The organism is Streptomyces sp. NPDC033216, assembly GCF_055577115.1.
In genome coordinates this window covers 1-16239 of record NZ_JBVIQK010000037.1, presented here as the reverse complement: position 1 = coordinate 16239, position 16239 = coordinate 1, and the positions used below count along the sequence as shown (strand labels likewise).

At 69.8% G+C, this 16239-nt stretch carries 13 protein-coding genes and 5 pseudogenes; 10 read left to right on the top strand and 8 right to left on the bottom strand.

Features of this window, described 5'->3' with window-relative positions; all coding sequences use genetic code 11:
- Nucleotides 1-106: 106 nt before the first annotated feature.
- The gene (locus ACZ5Y0_RS34590) at nt 107-1159 is read left to right on the top strand and encodes a hypothetical protein (RefSeq protein ID WP_469132618.1); all 1053 of its coding nucleotides are present in this window, start codon (nt 107-109) and stop codon (nt 1157-1159) included.
- Between the two features lie 125 nt (nt 1160-1284).
- Here the strand turns inward: ACZ5Y0_RS34590 and ACZ5Y0_RS34585 are convergent, their stop codons facing one another.
- Entirely contained in the window at nt 1285-1686 is a 402-nt protein-coding gene (locus ACZ5Y0_RS34585) for a hypothetical protein (protein WP_469132617.1), read from the bottom strand.
- Nucleotides 1687-1767: 81 nt separating this feature from the next.
- On the opposite strand from ACZ5Y0_RS34585, the gene ACZ5Y0_RS34580 reads away from it, so the two are divergent.
- Both ACZ5Y0_RS34580 and ACZ5Y0_RS34575 read left to right on the top strand, forming a co-directional pair.
- The gene (locus ACZ5Y0_RS34580; RefSeq protein WP_469132616.1) at nt 1768-2271 is read left to right on the top strand and encodes an SAM-dependent methyltransferase; all 504 of its coding nucleotides are present in this window, start codon (nt 1768-1770) and stop codon (nt 2269-2271) included.
- Nucleotides 2272-2801: 530 nt separating this feature from the next.
- On the top strand, nt 2802-3653 hold the full coding sequence (locus tag ACZ5Y0_RS34575; protein ID WP_469132615.1) for a polysaccharide deacetylase family protein: 852 nt from the start codon (nt 2802-2804) through the stop codon (nt 3651-3653).
- Here ACZ5Y0_RS34575 and ACZ5Y0_RS34570 read toward each other — a convergent pair.
- Nucleotides 3644-3931: pseudogene (locus tag ACZ5Y0_RS34570) on the bottom strand (MFS transporter); the annotation flags it as partial. The gene ACZ5Y0_RS34575 and the pseudogene ACZ5Y0_RS34570 overlap by 10 nt on opposite strands.
- Nucleotides 3932-4050: 119 nt before the next feature.
- Between ACZ5Y0_RS34570 and ACZ5Y0_RS34565 the strand changes: the two are divergent.
- Nucleotides 4051-4212 (top strand): annotated as a pseudogene (locus ACZ5Y0_RS34565) (helix-turn-helix domain-containing protein); the annotation flags it as partial.
- Nucleotides 4213-4265: 53 nt separating this feature from the next.
- Here ACZ5Y0_RS34565 and ACZ5Y0_RS34560 read toward each other — a convergent pair.
- Nucleotides 4266-5264, bottom strand: a complete 999-nt coding sequence (locus ACZ5Y0_RS34560) for a YdcF family protein (protein ID WP_469132614.1) — start codon at nt 5262-5264, stop codon at nt 4266-4268.
- A 187-nt stretch (nt 5265-5451) separates the two neighbouring features.
- Here ACZ5Y0_RS34560 and ACZ5Y0_RS34555 point away from each other — a divergent pair, with 187 nt between their 5' ends.
- The gene (locus tag ACZ5Y0_RS34555; protein WP_469132613.1) at nt 5452-5676 is read left to right on the top strand and encodes a hypothetical protein; all 225 of its coding nucleotides are present in this window, start codon (nt 5452-5454) and stop codon (nt 5674-5676) included.
- Nucleotides 5677-5876: 200 nt separating this feature from the next.
- Here ACZ5Y0_RS34555 and ACZ5Y0_RS34550 read toward each other — a convergent pair whose 3' ends face one another.
- From ACZ5Y0_RS34550 to ACZ5Y0_RS34540, 3 genes and pseudogenes are all read right to left on the bottom strand, one after another.
- Entirely contained in the window at nt 5877-6764 is an 888-nt protein-coding gene (locus tag ACZ5Y0_RS34550) for a GNAT family N-acetyltransferase (RefSeq protein ID WP_469132612.1), read from the bottom strand.
- 74 nt (nt 6765-6838) lie between these two features.
- Nucleotides 6839-7348, bottom strand: coding sequence for a hypothetical protein (locus ACZ5Y0_RS34545; RefSeq protein WP_469132643.1), 510 nt, complete (start codon nt 7346-7348; stop codon nt 6839-6841).
- A gap of 310 nt (nt 7349-7658) precedes the next feature.
- A pseudogene (locus ACZ5Y0_RS34540) lies at nt 7659-8182 on the bottom strand (IS5 family transposase); the annotation flags it as partial.
- A 373-nt stretch (nt 8183-8555) separates the two neighbouring features.
- On the opposite strand from ACZ5Y0_RS34540, the gene ACZ5Y0_RS34535 reads away from it, so the two are divergent.
- The 4 genes and pseudogenes from ACZ5Y0_RS34535 to ACZ5Y0_RS34520 all read left to right on the top strand — a co-directional run.
- Nucleotides 8556-10760 carry an MMPL family transporter gene (locus tag ACZ5Y0_RS34535; RefSeq protein ID WP_469132611.1) on the top strand — a complete coding sequence of 735 codons (2205 nt, stop codon included), beginning with the start codon at nt 8556-8558 and terminating at the stop codon, nt 10758-10760.
- An 85-nt stretch (nt 10761-10845) separates the two neighbouring features.
- Nucleotides 10846-12036, top strand: a complete 1191-nt coding sequence (locus tag ACZ5Y0_RS34530) for a sensor histidine kinase (protein WP_469132610.1) — start codon at nt 10846-10848, stop codon at nt 12034-12036.
- Between the two features lie 13 nt (nt 12037-12049).
- Entirely contained in the window at nt 12050-12727 is a 678-nt protein-coding gene (locus ACZ5Y0_RS34525) for a response regulator (protein ID WP_469132609.1), read from the top strand.
- 204 nt (nt 12728-12931) lie between these two features.
- Nucleotides 12932-13069: pseudogene (locus ACZ5Y0_RS34520) on the top strand (IS5/IS1182 family transposase); the annotation flags it as partial.
- 2 nt (nt 13070-13071) lie between these two features.
- Here the strand turns inward: ACZ5Y0_RS34520 and ACZ5Y0_RS34515 are convergent.
- Together ACZ5Y0_RS34515 and ACZ5Y0_RS34510 are read right to left on the bottom strand one after the other, a co-directional pair.
- Nucleotides 13072-13695 (bottom strand): annotated as a pseudogene (locus ACZ5Y0_RS34515) (alpha-amylase family glycosyl hydrolase); the annotation flags it as partial.
- Between the two features lie 841 nt (nt 13696-14536).
- Nucleotides 14537-14992, bottom strand: a complete 456-nt coding sequence (locus tag ACZ5Y0_RS34510) for a MarR family winged helix-turn-helix transcriptional regulator (RefSeq protein ID WP_469132608.1) — start codon at nt 14990-14992, stop codon at nt 14537-14539.
- 69 nt (nt 14993-15061) lie between these two features.
- On the opposite strand from ACZ5Y0_RS34510, the gene ACZ5Y0_RS34505 reads away from it, so the two are divergent.
- Nucleotides 15062-15892 (top strand): alpha/beta fold hydrolase, encoded by an 831-nt coding sequence (locus tag ACZ5Y0_RS34505; protein WP_469132607.1) that lies wholly within the window; start codon nt 15062-15064, stop codon nt 15890-15892.
- Nucleotides 15893-16239: the final 347 nt, after the last annotated feature.

Here is a 16239-nt window from a genome sequence, read left to right as displayed (position 1 = left end):
CACCTGTACGGGGTTGAGCACGTTCAGGCGTACGCCGACACTGTGTGGTGTCAGCTGACGTGGATCGGTACGCCCATTGTCAGACGCTGCTGGCAGCATCGCCGCTGTGAACGCCATCTTCACCACCCCACCGCGGCCGTTCGACATCACTGCGCTCTTCCCTCAGCTGGCGCCTCTGACGCGCACGGCGATCCGGCTGCACCCGCGGCCGGGGTCGCCGACCGTGCACGACAGCTCCGTCGGCGGGCCACTCCTGTGGCCCGCCGACGAGCCGTGGCCCCACTGCGTAGAGCCGCACGACAGTGAAGCGGCAGACGAGATGCACTCTCCGGCCGAGATCCGGATCCTGCGTCGCATCCACGCGGCAGCGGCCGAGCGGCGGCTCCGCGCCCCCCAGGCACCCGCGATCACGCCCGAGGAACGGGAGATCGAGCAGCCGCTCCGCGAGGGCCACCCGTGGTTCGACGGCCCGATTCCCATGATCCCCGTGGCCCAGCTCTACGCCCGCGACGTCCCTCTCCCGGCCAGCCCTCCCGGAGCCGACCTTCTCCAGGTCCTGTGGTGCCCTTGCGACCACGAGGAGTTTGCACACCCCCGAACCGCCCTCTTCTGGCGTTCCTCCGCGTCCGTCACCGACGTCCTCGAGGCCCCGCCCGAGCCGCCCGTGATCCAGTTCGACTGGTACCTGCCAGAACCGTGCTTGCTCGCACCGGAACAGATCACCGAATATCCCAGCCCCCTGGAGCTGAGCAAGGAACTGCGGCAGCAGTTGGGCGACGTGAACCTGTGGGAGACCGCCGGATCCGCGTGGGACAGCACCGGCGCGTTGGACCCGCAGGAGTTCTACTTCCGCAACCTGTGCCACGCCCTCGGGTGGAAGACCGGCGGCTGGACCCGCTGGGGCCTCACCGACCCCATGCCGCGCCCGTGCCCCGAATGCGGCACCGAGACGACCCCGCTCCTCACCATCGCGTCCTCGGAATGGAATTCCGGCAGCAAGAGCTGGATGCCCGAGGAGGAACGGACGAACCCGACTCCGCTCCTCCTCGGCACCCCGCCCTCGAACTTCACTCTCCTCGACATCGCCGGCGCCTACAGCCTGCAACTCCACGCCTGCCCTGCCTCCCCGGACCATCCCCACATCGAACTGGTCCAGTGAGCCCTCGGGGAAGTCCTCCGCACCGACGCGTACGGCGAACGCCTGCAGCTGATCATCGCCGGCCGGGGCGCGGGGCGTGGAGAACTTCAGCAGGCTTGGCGGGGGCGCTGTCGCTCCCGGAGCCCTCACCGCTCCCGCCCCGTGCTCTTTCCGCGCTCGTCCTTGCTGACGGGCTTGTAGCGGCTCGGGACCTGCTGCTCCGCGAGGCTCTCCACGATCCGCGCGTCGTGCGCCCGCAGCGCCTCCAACAGCTTGGCCAGCCCGCCGAACGCCCGGGAGGTGAGCATGTGGTCCGCCGTCTCACCGGGCATGAGCAGCACCGGCACCACCAGGCTTGCCACCTTGTCCTCGCCCGGCTGCATCCGCAGCACCCGGCCCACCGCCTGGACCAGGTCCGGCATGGAGCCCCGCACATCCGCCCAGTACACGGAGCCACATTTTTCGGTGTCGACCCCGTCACCCAAGACCTTCACCGAGCTCAGGAAGCACTTCTTCACGACCGTGCCGCGAGACATGCTGCGCGCCATGGGCTGATCACAGAACAGATCCGCGGCGCCGACCGGAAGCCGCCCCGCACACGCTGCGCCCAGGGAGAGGAACGAGCGCTGATGCCGACCTACGAGGTCAAGTCGATCGCAACGGTCGTCGGCGGTCACACCCGCGCGCAGGACGACTGTCAAGGCGGGGTCGAATCGATCATCAGGCTCGGCGACGTGTACCCCCTCGAAACGCTGCAAGGGATCGAGGAGTTCTCCCACCTGACCGTGACCTGGCGCTTCCACCTGGCGCGCCCCGAAGATGTTCAGCTCTTTGCACGCAGCCCACGAGGCAACCAGAACTGGCCGGCGACCGGTACGTTCGTCCACCGCAACCACCGACGCCCCAACCGACTGGCGGTCAGCTGTCCGCGGCTGCTCAAGGTCGAAGGTCGGGACCTCCTGGTCACCGATCTCGACGCTGTCGATGGGACACCTGTGATCGACCTGGCGCCGTACTTCGTGCACATGGGTCCCCGAGGGGCGGTGCGCCAACCTGCTTGGCCTGGTGAGATGCTCGACCCTTGCTACTGGTCTGACGCGGCCGACCGAACCGGGGATGCCGAGACCCCGTAACGGATCGCTCGTGTCGGCCAGGAGACAGCCGCAGTCAGGAAGGTCCGGATCGCACGGTGGCTCGCGGAGTCAGGTATCCCTGCTGTCCGCTTGGCTGATATCGCCCAGCCCGTAGCCGTCGAGGGACGCCCAGCGACATGGTGACGTACGCCGCTCGGCACGCCGCCGGCAATCCCGAGTGGGCAGCGCAGGCGCAGTACCGCATCGACTGCCTGCGTGGCCGCCGCGGGCCGTGGCCGTGGAACTGGAAGGGGATCATTTAGCCGTTCGAGACGGCAACGGGGGAAGTCGTTCGAGAAGAAGCACTCCGCCGACCACGGCAGTACCGAAGTCCTGTACCCCCGCAGGATGAAGGACGAGCTCAAGAGGCCGTGGCCATACGACCTGGCCCCAGATGGTATGCCGACGCCGCGTTGGCGATGATCTACGCACTACCGGCCCGGTCGACGCCCGATGGAACCCCGCATGCGTGTTCGACATCAAGCAGGGGGACAGGTCATCGAACGCGTGAAGGACTCGGGGGCGGCAGGATGGACGGGCGGATCGGGCGGATCGGGCGGGCGCTGCTGGCCTGGGGGCTGCTGACGGCGGTGGCCGTCACCGGGTGTACGGCGCAGTCGTCGGCCGCGCCGGAGCGCACCACGCCGGACCGCCCCGCGGCGGACCCGTCCCCCACGGCCGGTGGCGGGCCCGACCGCGCGGCCGCCTACCGCAAGTGGGGGATCGAGCCGCTGGCCGCCCCGCCGGGTCCGCCGGCGACCAAGCCGGCAGTGCCGGGCGCCGGTGCGGGGCAGGTGCCGGTGATCCGCGAGATACCCACCAAGGAGAAGATCGTCTTCCTCACGTTCGACGACGGGGCGGAGAAGGACCCCCGGTTCCTGACGATGATGCGAGAGCTGGGCGTCCCCTTCACCATGTTCCTCACCGACGCCGCCATCCGGTCCGACTACGGCTACTTCAAGCTACTCCAGGCCCTCGGAAACGGCGTCCAGAACCACACCCTGAGCCACCCGAACCTGCGCACCCTGGGGCCCGCCGCCCAAACGCGGGAGATATGCGGTCAGCAGAGCCGGCTGAAGGACCACTACGGCACCGCGCCCAGGCTGTTCCGGCCGCCCTACGGCAACTGGAACGAGGCCACTCGCACCGCCGCCGCGTCCTGCGGCATCGAGGCGATCGTGCTGTGGCGCGAGTCCATGCAGATCAAGAACATGCAGTACCAGCTGCCCGGCGAGAAGCTCCGGCCGGGCGACATCATCCTGGCGCACTTCCGCGGCCCGTCCGAGCTCAAGGGCACGACGATGACGGAGATGACCGCCAACCTCCTGCGGCACATCGAGGAACAGGGTTTCACGGTGGCCCGCCTGGAGGACTACCTCTGACGATCACTGTGCCGCCCCCGGTCCTTCTGCGCGGCCACGGCCGAGGCGGACACGAGCGTCGCCGAGCCGAGGCCGCCCCACAGCGCGGCCGACCCGTGCGGTGCCAGCGAGGTGATCACCACCGGGGACCTGGCGAGACCGAACCCCGTGGACAACTGGAAGCGGGCCAGGGGCCGCCCCAGGGCATGGGCCGGCGTCGGACGGGTGACGAACGCGGTGGCAGTGTCCGCACAGACGATCTCGCCCAGGGTGCACACCACGGACACCACGGCGACCGCCCTCTACGCTGTCGTCGGCCCGGACCGCAGGAGCATCGACGTTACTGACTTCGGCTCGTCAGGGTGAATCGTCGCGAAGTCCCTGAAGGTCTTCGGGTGGTGGCTGTATTCCGTGGTGTGTGAGGTATGCGGATGGGGGTGGGCTGACCGCTGCGGGACGTCGGCGCCGGGAGTCGGTACGGCTGCCGGCGGCCGAGTTGTTCGAGCAGGGGATCAAGCCGTCGGAGGTGGCACGGCACCTGCGGGTGAGCTTGAAGTCGGCCTATCGGTGGCAGCAGTTGTGCCATGTGCGGCGCCTTTGTCAGGGCACCTCACGAGGTCAGCGGTCGGCACTTCAGTGCTCGAAGACCGCCGTTGCCACGGGCACTGCGAGCAGCAGGCTGAGTCCGACCAGGGGGAGGCGGTCCAGCCACAGGATGGCGGCGAATTCGCGCAGTGTCGCGGCCAGCCAGTAGGCGGGGGAGGTCGGCGCGCCCACGACGTGCACGGGCACGCCGACGCGGCGGGCCAGCAGGGTCGTGCGGTAGACGTGGAAGCCGCTGGTGACCACCGTGGCACGGTGGCCGCGAGTGGTGCCGTCCACGAGGGCCGCGCTGAAGCGGAGGTTCTGCCCGGTGTTGACGGAACGGCCCTCCCGCACGATCCGGTCGGCGGGCACTCCGCGTCCGCGCAGATAGTCGGCCATAGCGTCCGCCTCGGAGCGGACCTCGTCGTTGCCTTGGCCGCCCGAGACGACGAACACCACACGAGGCGTGTCCGGTGCGCGGGCGGCGTCGATCGCGAGGGCGCGCTCCAGCCTGCGTGTCAGCAGCGGGCCGGGCCGGTCGCCGTTGAGCCCGGCGCCCAGGACGACGACATGGGTGGTTTCCGGCAGGGGGGTGTCGCGGCCCCGGACGAACACGTAGCCGGAGAAGACGAGGAAGAGCAGAGTGAGATATCCCGCGGCCGCGTTCACCGCGACCACGAGGGCACCTAGCGTCTCGCCGCCGACCACGTGGAAGACCGCGTCGAGGACGAGCACCGCCAGCACCGCGCAGCCGGCGGCCCCGGTCGCCAGCAGGGCTGCCTGTGGTCCGTAGCGCCGGACCAGGAGGACGCCGTCGGCCAGCAGCAGCAGGCCGAGCGCGAGCCCCAGGAGCAGGGCGGCGACGGCGAGGACGGTGGCGATGGCCGGGTGGGCTGCCGCGCTGCGACCGGCCACGCCGAGTCCGGCAGAGGTCACCGCGAGGCAGAACAGGACGGCGGTGGAGAACCGGTGCGGTGCCAGCAGGGCGTTGACGCCGCCGCCCGCGGCGAACACGACCGCGGCGAGGTACTCCGGGTACTCCAGCATGTGCCGCACCGCTCCGCTCTCCCGCCCGCCGGGCCGCTGCCCGTACCCGCCCGCCTCTCGCCGCCCGCGGGATCCCGGACCCGGTATGGACGGCTGCCGGCCATCCTCCCCGATCTGCTGTGGTGCGTCGAACGCGCGGGAGCCTCGGCCCGACTACTTCGCGACCACGAGCTACACCTTCGACTGGATGCTCGGCGGGCAGTCCACCCCGATGCGGCTCTGGCGTAAGCCGTTGCACGCAATGATCGACGCTTTCACGACTGCGGGCTTTGGCCTGTCCGTCATCAGCGAGCCGCAGCCTGACCCAGCCGCCCGGGCACTGTTCCCCGACGGCTTCGAAGACCTTTCGACCAAGCCCTGCTTCCTGTTCTTCGTCGTCGAGGCGCTGCCGTCGGTCACTGGCCCGGAGTAGCGAGTCGAGGCCGCTGGAGACGCCGAGGTCGCCCAGGTGAGATGACGTCAGGTGCCTGAGCAACCCTGCCACCTCACCTGGGCCCCTCCCTCGGCGGCAGGAGGGCAGGTCTGTTCCGTCAGATGGTGCGCAAAGCCCGCCGTATCGCCGATGGGGGAGCTACTGGCGAGCCTTCCTAGGCCGTTGTCCAGGGGCGCCCGTCATCCGGCCTCTGGTGCGTCGTAGGAGAACCTGTATCCGGCGAAGTCGGCGAGATGGACGTAGCCGATGCGCTGGTAGAGGGCGTTGCTCGTGGGGTTGTCCGGCTCTGTGAACAGGACGACGTCCGTTGCCCCCGCGGCCTGTGCGGCCCTGCTCGCCTCGACCGTCACCGCTCCGGCGTAGCCGCGGCCGCGGAGGTGGGCCGGGGTATAGACGGGATCCACCCGGACCATGCCGCCGACGACCGAGGTCGAGGCCGCCATCGAGACGGGGACGCCCTCTGGGGTCTCCCAGAACATGAAGTGCCTGTCGCCGAAACGCGAGTCTTCCCAGGAGCCGGCGTCGATCAAGTCGATGGAACGCTGCTCCCTGACGTCGACGCAGAACTCACGGCACCAGCGCACGATTTGGTCACGGTCCCTACGGCCCGTGAGGCGGCCCTGGCCCTCCGGGCGCGGCTGCGGCGGGGTGAGCGTGCCGAGACGGTAGAGGTGCGTCCTCCAGAAAGGTTCCGACGCCGCGCCCGTGTGCTTCTGCCATGACTCGGAGAAGGCGCCAGCGGTGTCGTGCTCCGCGATGACCTGGGCGGGGGAGTGACCGAGGCCTGTCAGGTGTGCAGCGAGGGCGTCGGTCTGCTCGGCAGAGAGCGGAGTGAGGCCCAGGCGGCCGAGGGGGGTGACATAGAAGATCGCGAGAACCTCACCCTGTGACTCTAGTCGGCCGAAAAGGGCGGCTTCGTCGTCGGCCTCGGCCGCCCTGCGTGTCCGCAGCTTCTCGATGTCCGTCAGCGGCGTGTTATGCAGGGCAGCGCGCGAGCGCAGGAAGTGCCCAGCTTGGGCGAGGAAGGTGTCGACGTCCTGGGTGAGGTGCCAGTCATCCGGATGCATGCTTCATGTTCCCGGACGACCTCGACTCGGGGGCCGCTCCTTCAACTCCTTTCAGCCACGTCCCGCCTTATCGTTCAGTGCGGGCGCGGGTGAGTCGCGGCCAGATAGTCGGACCAGTTCTCGCCGGCCATGGCTGCGAAGCGTTCCGCGGTTCTCGGCTGGATGCCGATCAAGTCGGAGAACACGACGTGTGGCAGGTCGGCGAGCGCTTGCATCATGGCCGTGTTCCGGGCTGCATGGGCGGGCAGGCCGTAGCGCTTGAGTCTGCCGAACATTCCCGCAGGGTTGCGGGGGCGCCCGGGGGCTCGGCCCGGCAGCAGGTACCTGGTGGCTTCGTTGCCGTGGCGGGATCCGTCTTCGAGGTGGTCGTCGATGAGGCGGGCGCGCTTCGGTGGCAGGACGATGGGGTGGCGGATGATCGTCAGGTAGGTGTGATCCGCGTCGTGGTGGAGGTGGTCGGTGGTGAGTTCGACGATGCGGTTCAGAGGGAGGGCGTAGAGGCGGATGAGGGCTGCGGCGATGCGAACGTCCGACGGAAGCGTGGAGTCGTTCAGGCACCGGTGACCCTGTATGGCCCGTTCCATCGGCTCGGTTCGCCGACCCAGACCCTGGAGAACTCCCGGGCCATCGTCGAGTCTGGCGAACTGTGGGGCATGACCCCGCGGTGGGGCGGCAACGCCGGCTCAGGCGCACCGCGGTTCGCTCCCGCAGGAGGCCAAGCCGGGAAGCCTGGACTTCTACACCGCCGTGAAGCCCGAGCCGCAGGACCGTACTCCGCCCGGATACGTTTCTTGGGAGGCTGATGTGGAGGAGGGCGTCAACTCCTTCATCAAGGACGGCGAGAACTGGGCCTCGATTCCGATCATCGTCACAGAAGCGCGGTAGGTAATGGATCCGAGAGAGCTGGCCACGACAGGGCTGAAGAGGATTCCGGTCGCGGTCGAAGGCCGGTGGTCTGCCGTCGGCTCGGCGGCGCCGCATCCGGGTGGCCTTCTGGTCCGCTCTCTCCGGGATCACCGCGCGGATGCCCCGGCGCCGCAGTGTCTGGCGGATCGCGCGTGACGCATACGCTCTGTCGGCGATGACAGCGTCGGGCCTGCGGCGCGGCCGGCCGACGCCGGTCCGGGGCACTGTCACCGCGTCCAGGACCGCGTCGAAGGCGGTGCAGTCGTTGACGTTGCCCGGCGTGGCGAGGACGGCCAGGGGCAGGCCCCGGCCGTCACAGGCGAGGTGGGCCTTGGTGGTCAGCCCGCCGCGGGACCGGCCGAGCGCCTGGCCGGCCTGAGCGCGTTCCGGATCTTCCAGTTCGTCCCCCGACGTCGCCCCTTCTTGCGGGCGCCGGCGGCGTGCTGGTGGGCACGGTTGATCGTGGAGCCGACCGACACGGTCCACTCCACCGCCCCGACCGCACGGTCTCGCCGCGACGGTCCGGTCACCGCCGCACGGTTGATCGTGGAGCCGACCGACACGGTCCACTCCACCGCCCCGACCGCACGGTCTCGCCGCGACGGTCCGGTCACCGCGCTCGTCGTACGGGTCACGCCGTCCCCCTGTCAGGCGCTCGGCCGGAAGCCATCGGCCGGGCGTTTTGCGCGGGCGGCGGCCGTCGAGTACGGCGAGGGGCATGACGGTGAGTTTCGAGGGGGTCCGCCTTCGCCCTTTCGTCTACTGCGATCGCAGTAGACGAAAGTGTCTGCGGACGGCCAACGACGAGAGGCCGGAGAACTGCGAGCGTGAGGGCAGGCCGTGATCGTCGGCCCGACCTCATGGCATTTCTGGAAAGGCGCGTCGATGTCCCCTCTCGCCCGCTGGTGCCACCGGCACCGGCTCGCTGTCGTCCTGGCCTGGGTGGGCCTGTTGCTCGCCCTCGGCGCCGGTGTCGGCGCTGTCGGCAACGACTTCGGAAACAGCCCGACCTCCCAGAACACCGACTCGGCCAAGGCCACGGCCCTGCTTCAGCGGGCCTCGAACAGCGCCGCGGGCAAGAGCGGCCGGGTCGTCTGGCAGCTGAAGGACGGCAAGGTGTCCGAGCCGGTGGCCGAGCGGGCGATGACCGAGGCGCTGCGGCACATCGCCGACGCGCCGGGGGTCGCCGCAGTGACCAGCCCCTACGCACCCGAGGGCAAGGGGCAGGTCAGCAAGGACGGCGGCACGGCCTACGCCACGGTCGCGTTCGACGAGAACGTCTCCGACCCGCAGATCGACCATGTGAAGGAACTCGCGACCGCTCCGGAGTCGGGGAGCCTGCACATCGCGCTCAACGGGCAGGCGTTCACCGTCAACCCGAAGCCGAACGCCGTCGCGGACGCGATGGGCATCGTCCTCGCCTTCATCGTGTTGCTGTTCGTCTTCCGGGCGGTGTGGGTGGCGGCGCTGCCCATCATCACGGCCGTCGTGGGTGTCGGCACGTCCGCGGTCGCGGTGATGCTGCTCAGCCATGCCATCACACTCTCCGACACCACGCTGACCCTGGGTTCGCTGATCGGTCTGGGCGTGGGCATCGACTACGCCCTGTTCATCGTCAACCGGCAGCGCGCCAACCTGATGGCGGGCATGGGCGTGGCAGAGTCGACGACCAAGGCCCTCAACACCTCCGGCCGGGCCGTGCTCTTCGCCGGACTGACCGTCGTCGTCGCGCTGCTGGGCATGCTCACCCTCAATGTCGGGATCATCAACGGCATGGCCATCGGTGCGGCCGTCACCGTCGTTCTCACCGTGCTCGCCGCGATCACCCTGCTGCCGGCGCTGCTCGGCATGATCGGCACCCGGATCCTCAGCCGCGCCGAGCGCCGTGAGCAGGCCGGTCAGGCGGTACGGCCGTCCACGGATCGCCCCGGCCTGTGGGGACGATGGGCCGCCCGGGTCCAGGCCCATCCCAAGGCGCTCGGCCTGGTGGCCCTGGCCGTTCTGACAGCGCTCGCGTTCCCGACACTGTCGCTGCGCCTGGGTGCCTCCGACGACGGCAACCTGCCCACCACCTCGACGAACCGCCAGGCTTACGACATGATCGCCGACGGGTTCGGCCCCGGCTTCAACGGCCCGCTCGTCCTCGCCGTGCAGGCCCACAGCGCCGCCGACCAGGCGGCGAGGACCAAGCTGGTCACCGCTCTGGAGCAGGTCGACGGTGTGGCCAGTGCCACCGCGTCACCGATGGGGGAGGGACAGACGGTCGGGGTCATCTCCGTCGTCCCGACGACCTCACCCCAGTCGGCCGACACCTCCGACCTGATCCACCACCTGCGTGACGACGTGATCCCCGGGGCGGAGGAGGGCACGTCGATGAAGGTGTACGTGGGCGGTCTCACCGCGAGCAACGACGACTTCGCCTCGGTCCTGATGAGCAAGCTGCCGCTGTTCGTGCTCGTGATCGCCGCCCTCGGGTTCCTGCTGCTGACCGTCGCCTTCCGCAGTCTGCTCATCCCCGCGGTCGGCGCGTTGCTCAACATCCTCAGCATCGGGGTGGCCTTCGGCGCGATCGTGGTCGTCTTCCAGTACGGCTTCGGCGCCGGACTGCTCGGGCTCGGCGCGGCCGGTCCCATCGAGTCGTTCGTGCCGATCCTGGTCGTCGGCATCATGTTCGGCCTGTCCATGGACTACCAGGTCTTCCTGGTCAGCCGGATGCGCGAGGAATGGGCCCACACCGGCGACAGCCGCCGGGCGATCCGGGTCGGGCAGACCGAGACCGGCAAGGTGATCGCCGTCGCCGCCACCATCATGGTCTGCGTCTTCGGCTCCTTCGTCTTCGGCGGCATGCGGGTCATCTCCGAGTTCGGCGTCAGCCTCGCTGTAGCTGTAGCTGTGGATGCCCTGCTGATCCGCATGGTCGTCGTGCCGGCGCTCATGCACCTGTGCGGACGGGCCAACTGGTGGCTGCCCCGCAGCCTGGACAAGGCACTGCCCCACGTGTCCGTGGAAGGCCCCGTGGACGAACCGGCGCAGCCGCAGCCTGCGGTGCGGGAGCCGGAGACCGTCGGCGTGGCCGACCGGGGCCGGTAGCACGACGTAACGACACCCCCGCGCGGGCCGGCCAGTCGGGAATCACCCCGGCCTTCCGCCGGCCCGCGCTGCTTACAGTGAGGAAATGCAGGTGAGAACAGTGTGGCGGCAGTGGCTGACCCGTCATGACCGGGTCAGAGACGTGCTCCCGGCGGTGCCCCTGGTCGTGGTCGCCGCGGCGGCCACCGCAGTCGGCACGTCCGACTGGCACGAGCCGCGTTGGGACGCAACGGCGTGGACGGCTCTGTCCTGCCTGCCCCTGGCCGTCCGCAGCCGCTGGCCACTGTGGGTCGCCCTGTTCACGCTGGCGGGCGACCTCACGTTGATGGCCTTCGCCACGCACAGCTCCCTGGCCCCGGCGTCGAACCTTGTCGCCCTGTACACGCTCGCCGTTCTCGGCGGCCGCCGCACCGCATGGGCCGTCGGAGCGGCCGCCGCCGTGGCGATCACGGGTGTCTATGCCGCCACCCACGTGGAGTCGCTGGTGGGCGGGGCGAGCCTGCTGCGGTTCGACTTCGCGGTCGCGGCCACCGCGCTGGGCCGTGCCGTCCGCAGCCGCCGCGACAACCTGGTGAAGGCCAGAGAACGTGCGGTGCGCGCCGAGCGCACGCAGGAAGAGGAAGCCCGGCGCCGGGTCACCGAGGAACGCGTGCGTATCGCGCGCGATCTGCACGACGTCGTCGCCCACCACATCACCCTCGTCAACGCCCAGGCAGGGGTGGCTCACCATCTCATGCGCGCCAACCCCGACCAGGCCTACGAGGCACTGGCCCACATCAAGGAGACCAGCCGCGCGGCGCTGGACGAACTGCGGGCCACGGTCGGTCTGCTGCGCCAGCCCGACGACGCGCCGGGCTCACGTGCCCCCATTCCCCGCCTGGCCGATCTCGACGCCCTCGCCGGTGGGTTTCGTGCCAGCGGGTTGTCCGTGCGGGTGGCCCGCACCGGCACTCCTGTTCCACTGGCGCCCGCCACCGAGCTGACCGCCTACCGCATCATCCAGGAAGCCCTCACCAACACCCGCAAGCACGCCTCCGCGACCCAGACCGAGGTGATCCTGGACTACGGTCCGAACTCGCTCCGGGTCACCGTGACGGACGACGGACCCCCCGGCGCGCCCAAGGGCGCGGGCACTGGTCATGGACTGATAGGCATGCGCGAGCGGGCCGACGCCATCGGCGGGATGGTCACGGCCCGCCCGCAGCCGGAAGGCGGCTTCCAGGTCGTCGCCGAACTGCCGATCACGCTCGGCCCGCCACCGACTGACACCCTGTGAGGAAGTCTCTCCCATGCCGATTCGCGTCCTGCTCGCCGACGATCAAGCGCTGCTCCGGGGCACCTTCCGGCTGCTCATCGACGCGCAGCCGGACCTGGAGGTCGTCGGGGAGGCCGCCAACGGAGGGGAGGCGGCTCGGCTGGCCCGGTCCGAGCGTGCCGACGTCGTGGTCATGGACATCCGAATGCCCGAGGTCGACGGCATCGAGGCCACCCGTCTGATTGCTCAGGACGAGGACCTTGCGGGCGTCAAGGTCCTCGTCCTGACCACGTTCGAGGAGGACGAGCTCGTCATCGAGGCGCTGCGGGCCGGCGCGAGCGGCTTCCTCGGCAAGGGCGTCGAACCGGCGCAGCTTCTCGACGCCGTCCGCCTCGTCGCCTCCGGCGAGGCGCTGCTCTCTCCCGCGGCCACCAGGGGCCTCATCAGCCGCATCCTCGCCCAGCCCGCCCCCAGCGACCTCGTCGACCCCCACCGGCTGGCCACGCTGACTCCCCGGGAACGCGAGGTGATGGCCCTCGTGGCCGGGGGCCTGTCGAACGACGAGATCGCCGAACGCCTCTTCGTCACCCCCGTCACCGTCAAGACCCACGCCAACCGGGCCATGACCAAACTCGGCGCCCGCGACCGCGCCCAGCTCGTCGTCATCGCCTACGAGTCCGGCCTGGTCCGCGCCGGAGGACAGCGGGACTGACCGGGCTGCGGACCCGGTCAGCCGGCGACTACGGGCGCGCGCCGCCCGTCGTCTGTGCCGTGGCGAGCGCCGCTTGGGGTGACGGTCTGGTGGCTGCGGGGCTTGACGGAGACGTCGTGGTCCCCCGCGGCCCTGCGCAGGGCGCCCACGGTGGCCTGTTCGCGGGGGACGCGAGCAGTCGAAGGAGCACCAGCGCATCGCGTTCTCGTCATCGTCGCCGGCAGCCGCCTGGTCGTGGCCATCGGCCTGCCACTGCCCGGGAGCCGCGACGACTGCCGGGCGTTCACCGAGTCCGGCGTCGACCGGGCCTGCCGCGGCGCCCCGACCATCGCCGACGGCGGGTGATCGAACCAAAATCGGAGGACCGACTCGAATTCCCGGCGGACCTCGGCATTGTTCCAGTTGAGGTCGGGCTGCTCAGGCGTGAACAGATGCAGGTACCACTCTCCGGGCATGCCGTCGGGTTCGACGACCCGGGCCCACGCGGAGCCGCCGAAGACGCTCCGCCAGTTGTTGGGCGGCAGCCCGTCGCCCGGCCCGCGGCCCGGCCTGAAGATGAAACGGTCCCGCTCGACGCAGCCGGGGCCGCCGGCCAGCGCCTCGCCGAACCAGGGGTGCTGCGAGGAGGTGTGATTGGGCACCAGGTCGATCAGGATGCGCAGCCCCAAGGCGTGGATCTCCTCAACCAGCGCGCGGGCCTCGGGCAAACTCCCGAACAGGGGATCGATAGCCCGGTAGTCGCTGACGCCGTAACCTCCATCGGCCATCGGGGAGGGATACCAGGGATTGACCCACACGGCGTCCACACCCAGCTCGGACAGATAGCGCAGGCGTCGGCGCAGCCCGGCAAGGTCCCCGACCCCATCGCCGTTTCCGTCGGCGAAACTACGCAGGTACACCTGATAGCAGACTGCGTCACGCCACCACTCCACAGCCCCGCGGCGGCCACCGTCCCGACGCTGCGACATCACCCAGGGCAGAGCAGGATCAGGGAGACCAGTCATACGGCAGCCAACGCCCGCAAACCAGCACGAGTCCGGCGAGTGAAGATCAGAATGCCCAACGCCAACCGCCACGATCCCGGCGGACAGGGATCACCACACGCACTACCAGTCGTCGCCACGGCCAGTACAACGCAGATCACCGTGCAAAGACACTCCATTCCGGCCTCTCGCACAGCTCAGCCACGATGACAGTCCAAGCACCTCCAGCGGCCTGCGCGGCCTTGCCGGCCCCGCGGCGATCAGGTCACCGCCCCGGCCACTACCGGCATGTGATCACTCGCCGCGCGCACGGCTGGCAGCGATCACGCCCACGCATGCCAGCAGCACGTTCAGGCTGTCTGGCACGGCGCCCGCCTACGGCGTCCCCTCCCCGGCCCTACTCGCCCGCGCGCCGCGGCGATCTGGAGATCAACTGCCCTACATCACACGGGCTCCCACGCTGTGCAGGGTCTCTCCGTAAGCGGAGGTCAGCAGTAGACCGGCGGACACGGCTTGCAGAAATATGGTCAGCGTCTGCAGAGCGACTGCGGTCCTGAGGAAATAAAGAGTGACGACGTCCGTTCACCGTCGGTGACACCTGAGTGGCCATCTCACGATCTCCATTTCTGCCCCCGTTGGCAGTAGAGGTGTGCTGATCTTGGTCCTCGGTCGCATGGCGGATCGCCCTGTACAAGGCAGGCGAAAGGTGGCCAAAGGCGGGCGACAAGAGGGCAGTCGGCGCGTAGTCGGTCCGCGGCGGCGAGGTGGGAGCGGTTCCCCCTCGCGCCACCTCGCCCTGCCTGTCGTGGCCGCGCAGCGGCACCGATCAGGTCGCTCGTGCCTGCTGGGTGGAATGCAGTACCGCGGTCAGGAAGCTACGCACCGTCTCCAGCTCGCCCGTGTCGAAGCCTTCCGCGACCGCCACCACCTCGGCGATCACCGGCCCGAAGAAGGACCAGCCGAGCTCCGTCGCCTTCGCCTCCACCTCCAGCAGCACGCGTCGCCGATCGACGGTGTCCTTGGTGCGCCTGACCAGTTCGAGCCGCTCCAGCCGGTCGACCAGGGCGGTGGTACCGGCCGAGTTGAGGCGCATCTGACGACCGAGCCATCCCGGCGTGGCAGGGATGTCCTCCCGCGCCGCGTCCAGCAGGTGGATCAACGCGCGTACGTCGGTGGGGTGCAGACCGTGACGCGCGGCGAACTCGGCGCCGAGCAGGTCAAACTCCACGGTCACCGCACGCAGCACGTGGACCAGCTCCATCACCGGACTCTGGTCGTTCATTCACACTCCCTGGGACCCATGCGTAGTATCTCGCTCACCGAGATTATCGCTCGACGAGAGGAAAGCCCAGTGTCCCGGACCGCTTTCGACCTCGCCTACGACGAACTCCGCGGCCACTGGCCGCACTCCACCGAGGAGCGCGACATCGTCACCCCCTACGGGCGCACCCGGGTCCATGTGTACGGTCCGGCCGACGGCGCCCCGCTGGTGCTGCTGCACGGCGGCTCCGCCACCGGTCTGGTCTGGTTCGCCAACGCACCGGCTCTGGGCCGGCGTCACCGCATCCATGCCGTGGATCTCCTGGGCGAGGCCGGCCGCACCGACCGGAGCGGCGGCACACCTCTGAAGAGCGCCGACGACCTGACCGCGTGGCTGGACTCCTTGCTGGATGGGCTGGGCCTCACCCGTACGCACATGTGCGGCCACTCGTACGGCGCCTGGCTGGCCGTCAGATATGCACTCCACGCACCCCAGCGGGTCAACCGCCTCGCCCTCCTCGACCCCACCCAGGTCTTCGCCGGTTTCAGGCCCGGCTACCTGCTGCGCGCACTGCCCCTTCTCCTCCGCCCCAGCCAGGCCCGCGCTGCCGCTTTCCTGGCATGGGAGACGGCAGGGACCCACCCGGACAAGTCCTGGCAGCGCCTGTACGCCCTGGCCGCCACCGCTCCCGGCCGCAAGCTGATCACAGGCTCCCGCCCCCGGGTGGCCGACCTTCGTATGCCCGTCCTGGTCCTGCTCGCGGAGCACAGTCGCGCCCACCATGCCGGGAAGGTCGCCGACCGAGCCTGCCGGAAGCTCCCGCAGGGCAAGGTGGTGGTACTGCCCGGAGCCACCCACCACTCGCTGCCCCTTACCGCGCCGCAGCAACTGAACGAACACCTGACGGCGTTCCTGGGCTGATGCGGATCCAGTCGCACTGGTGTCATCCATCAGTCATCTGCTGGATGGTCTTGAGTGTCTGACCTGCTCCGGCGACCCTTGACCGGTCCGAGATGGGCGGCGGGGTCGTCGTAGGGAAGCAGGGAGCTCTGTTCGACGAAGGACGTGATGGCGGGCCACAGATCCTCGCCCACGTCGGAAGGGTTGCCTTCATGGCGTTCGGTGACGGCCGCGGCCGCACCGGCCCCCCGGGGGGGGGGGGGGGGGGGGGGGGAAAAAAGGGGGGGGGGGGGGGGGGGGGGGGGGGGGAGAGGGGGGGAGAGGGGGGAGGGGTGGGCAACACAAGCAGGTGGTGTTGGGGGAACCCC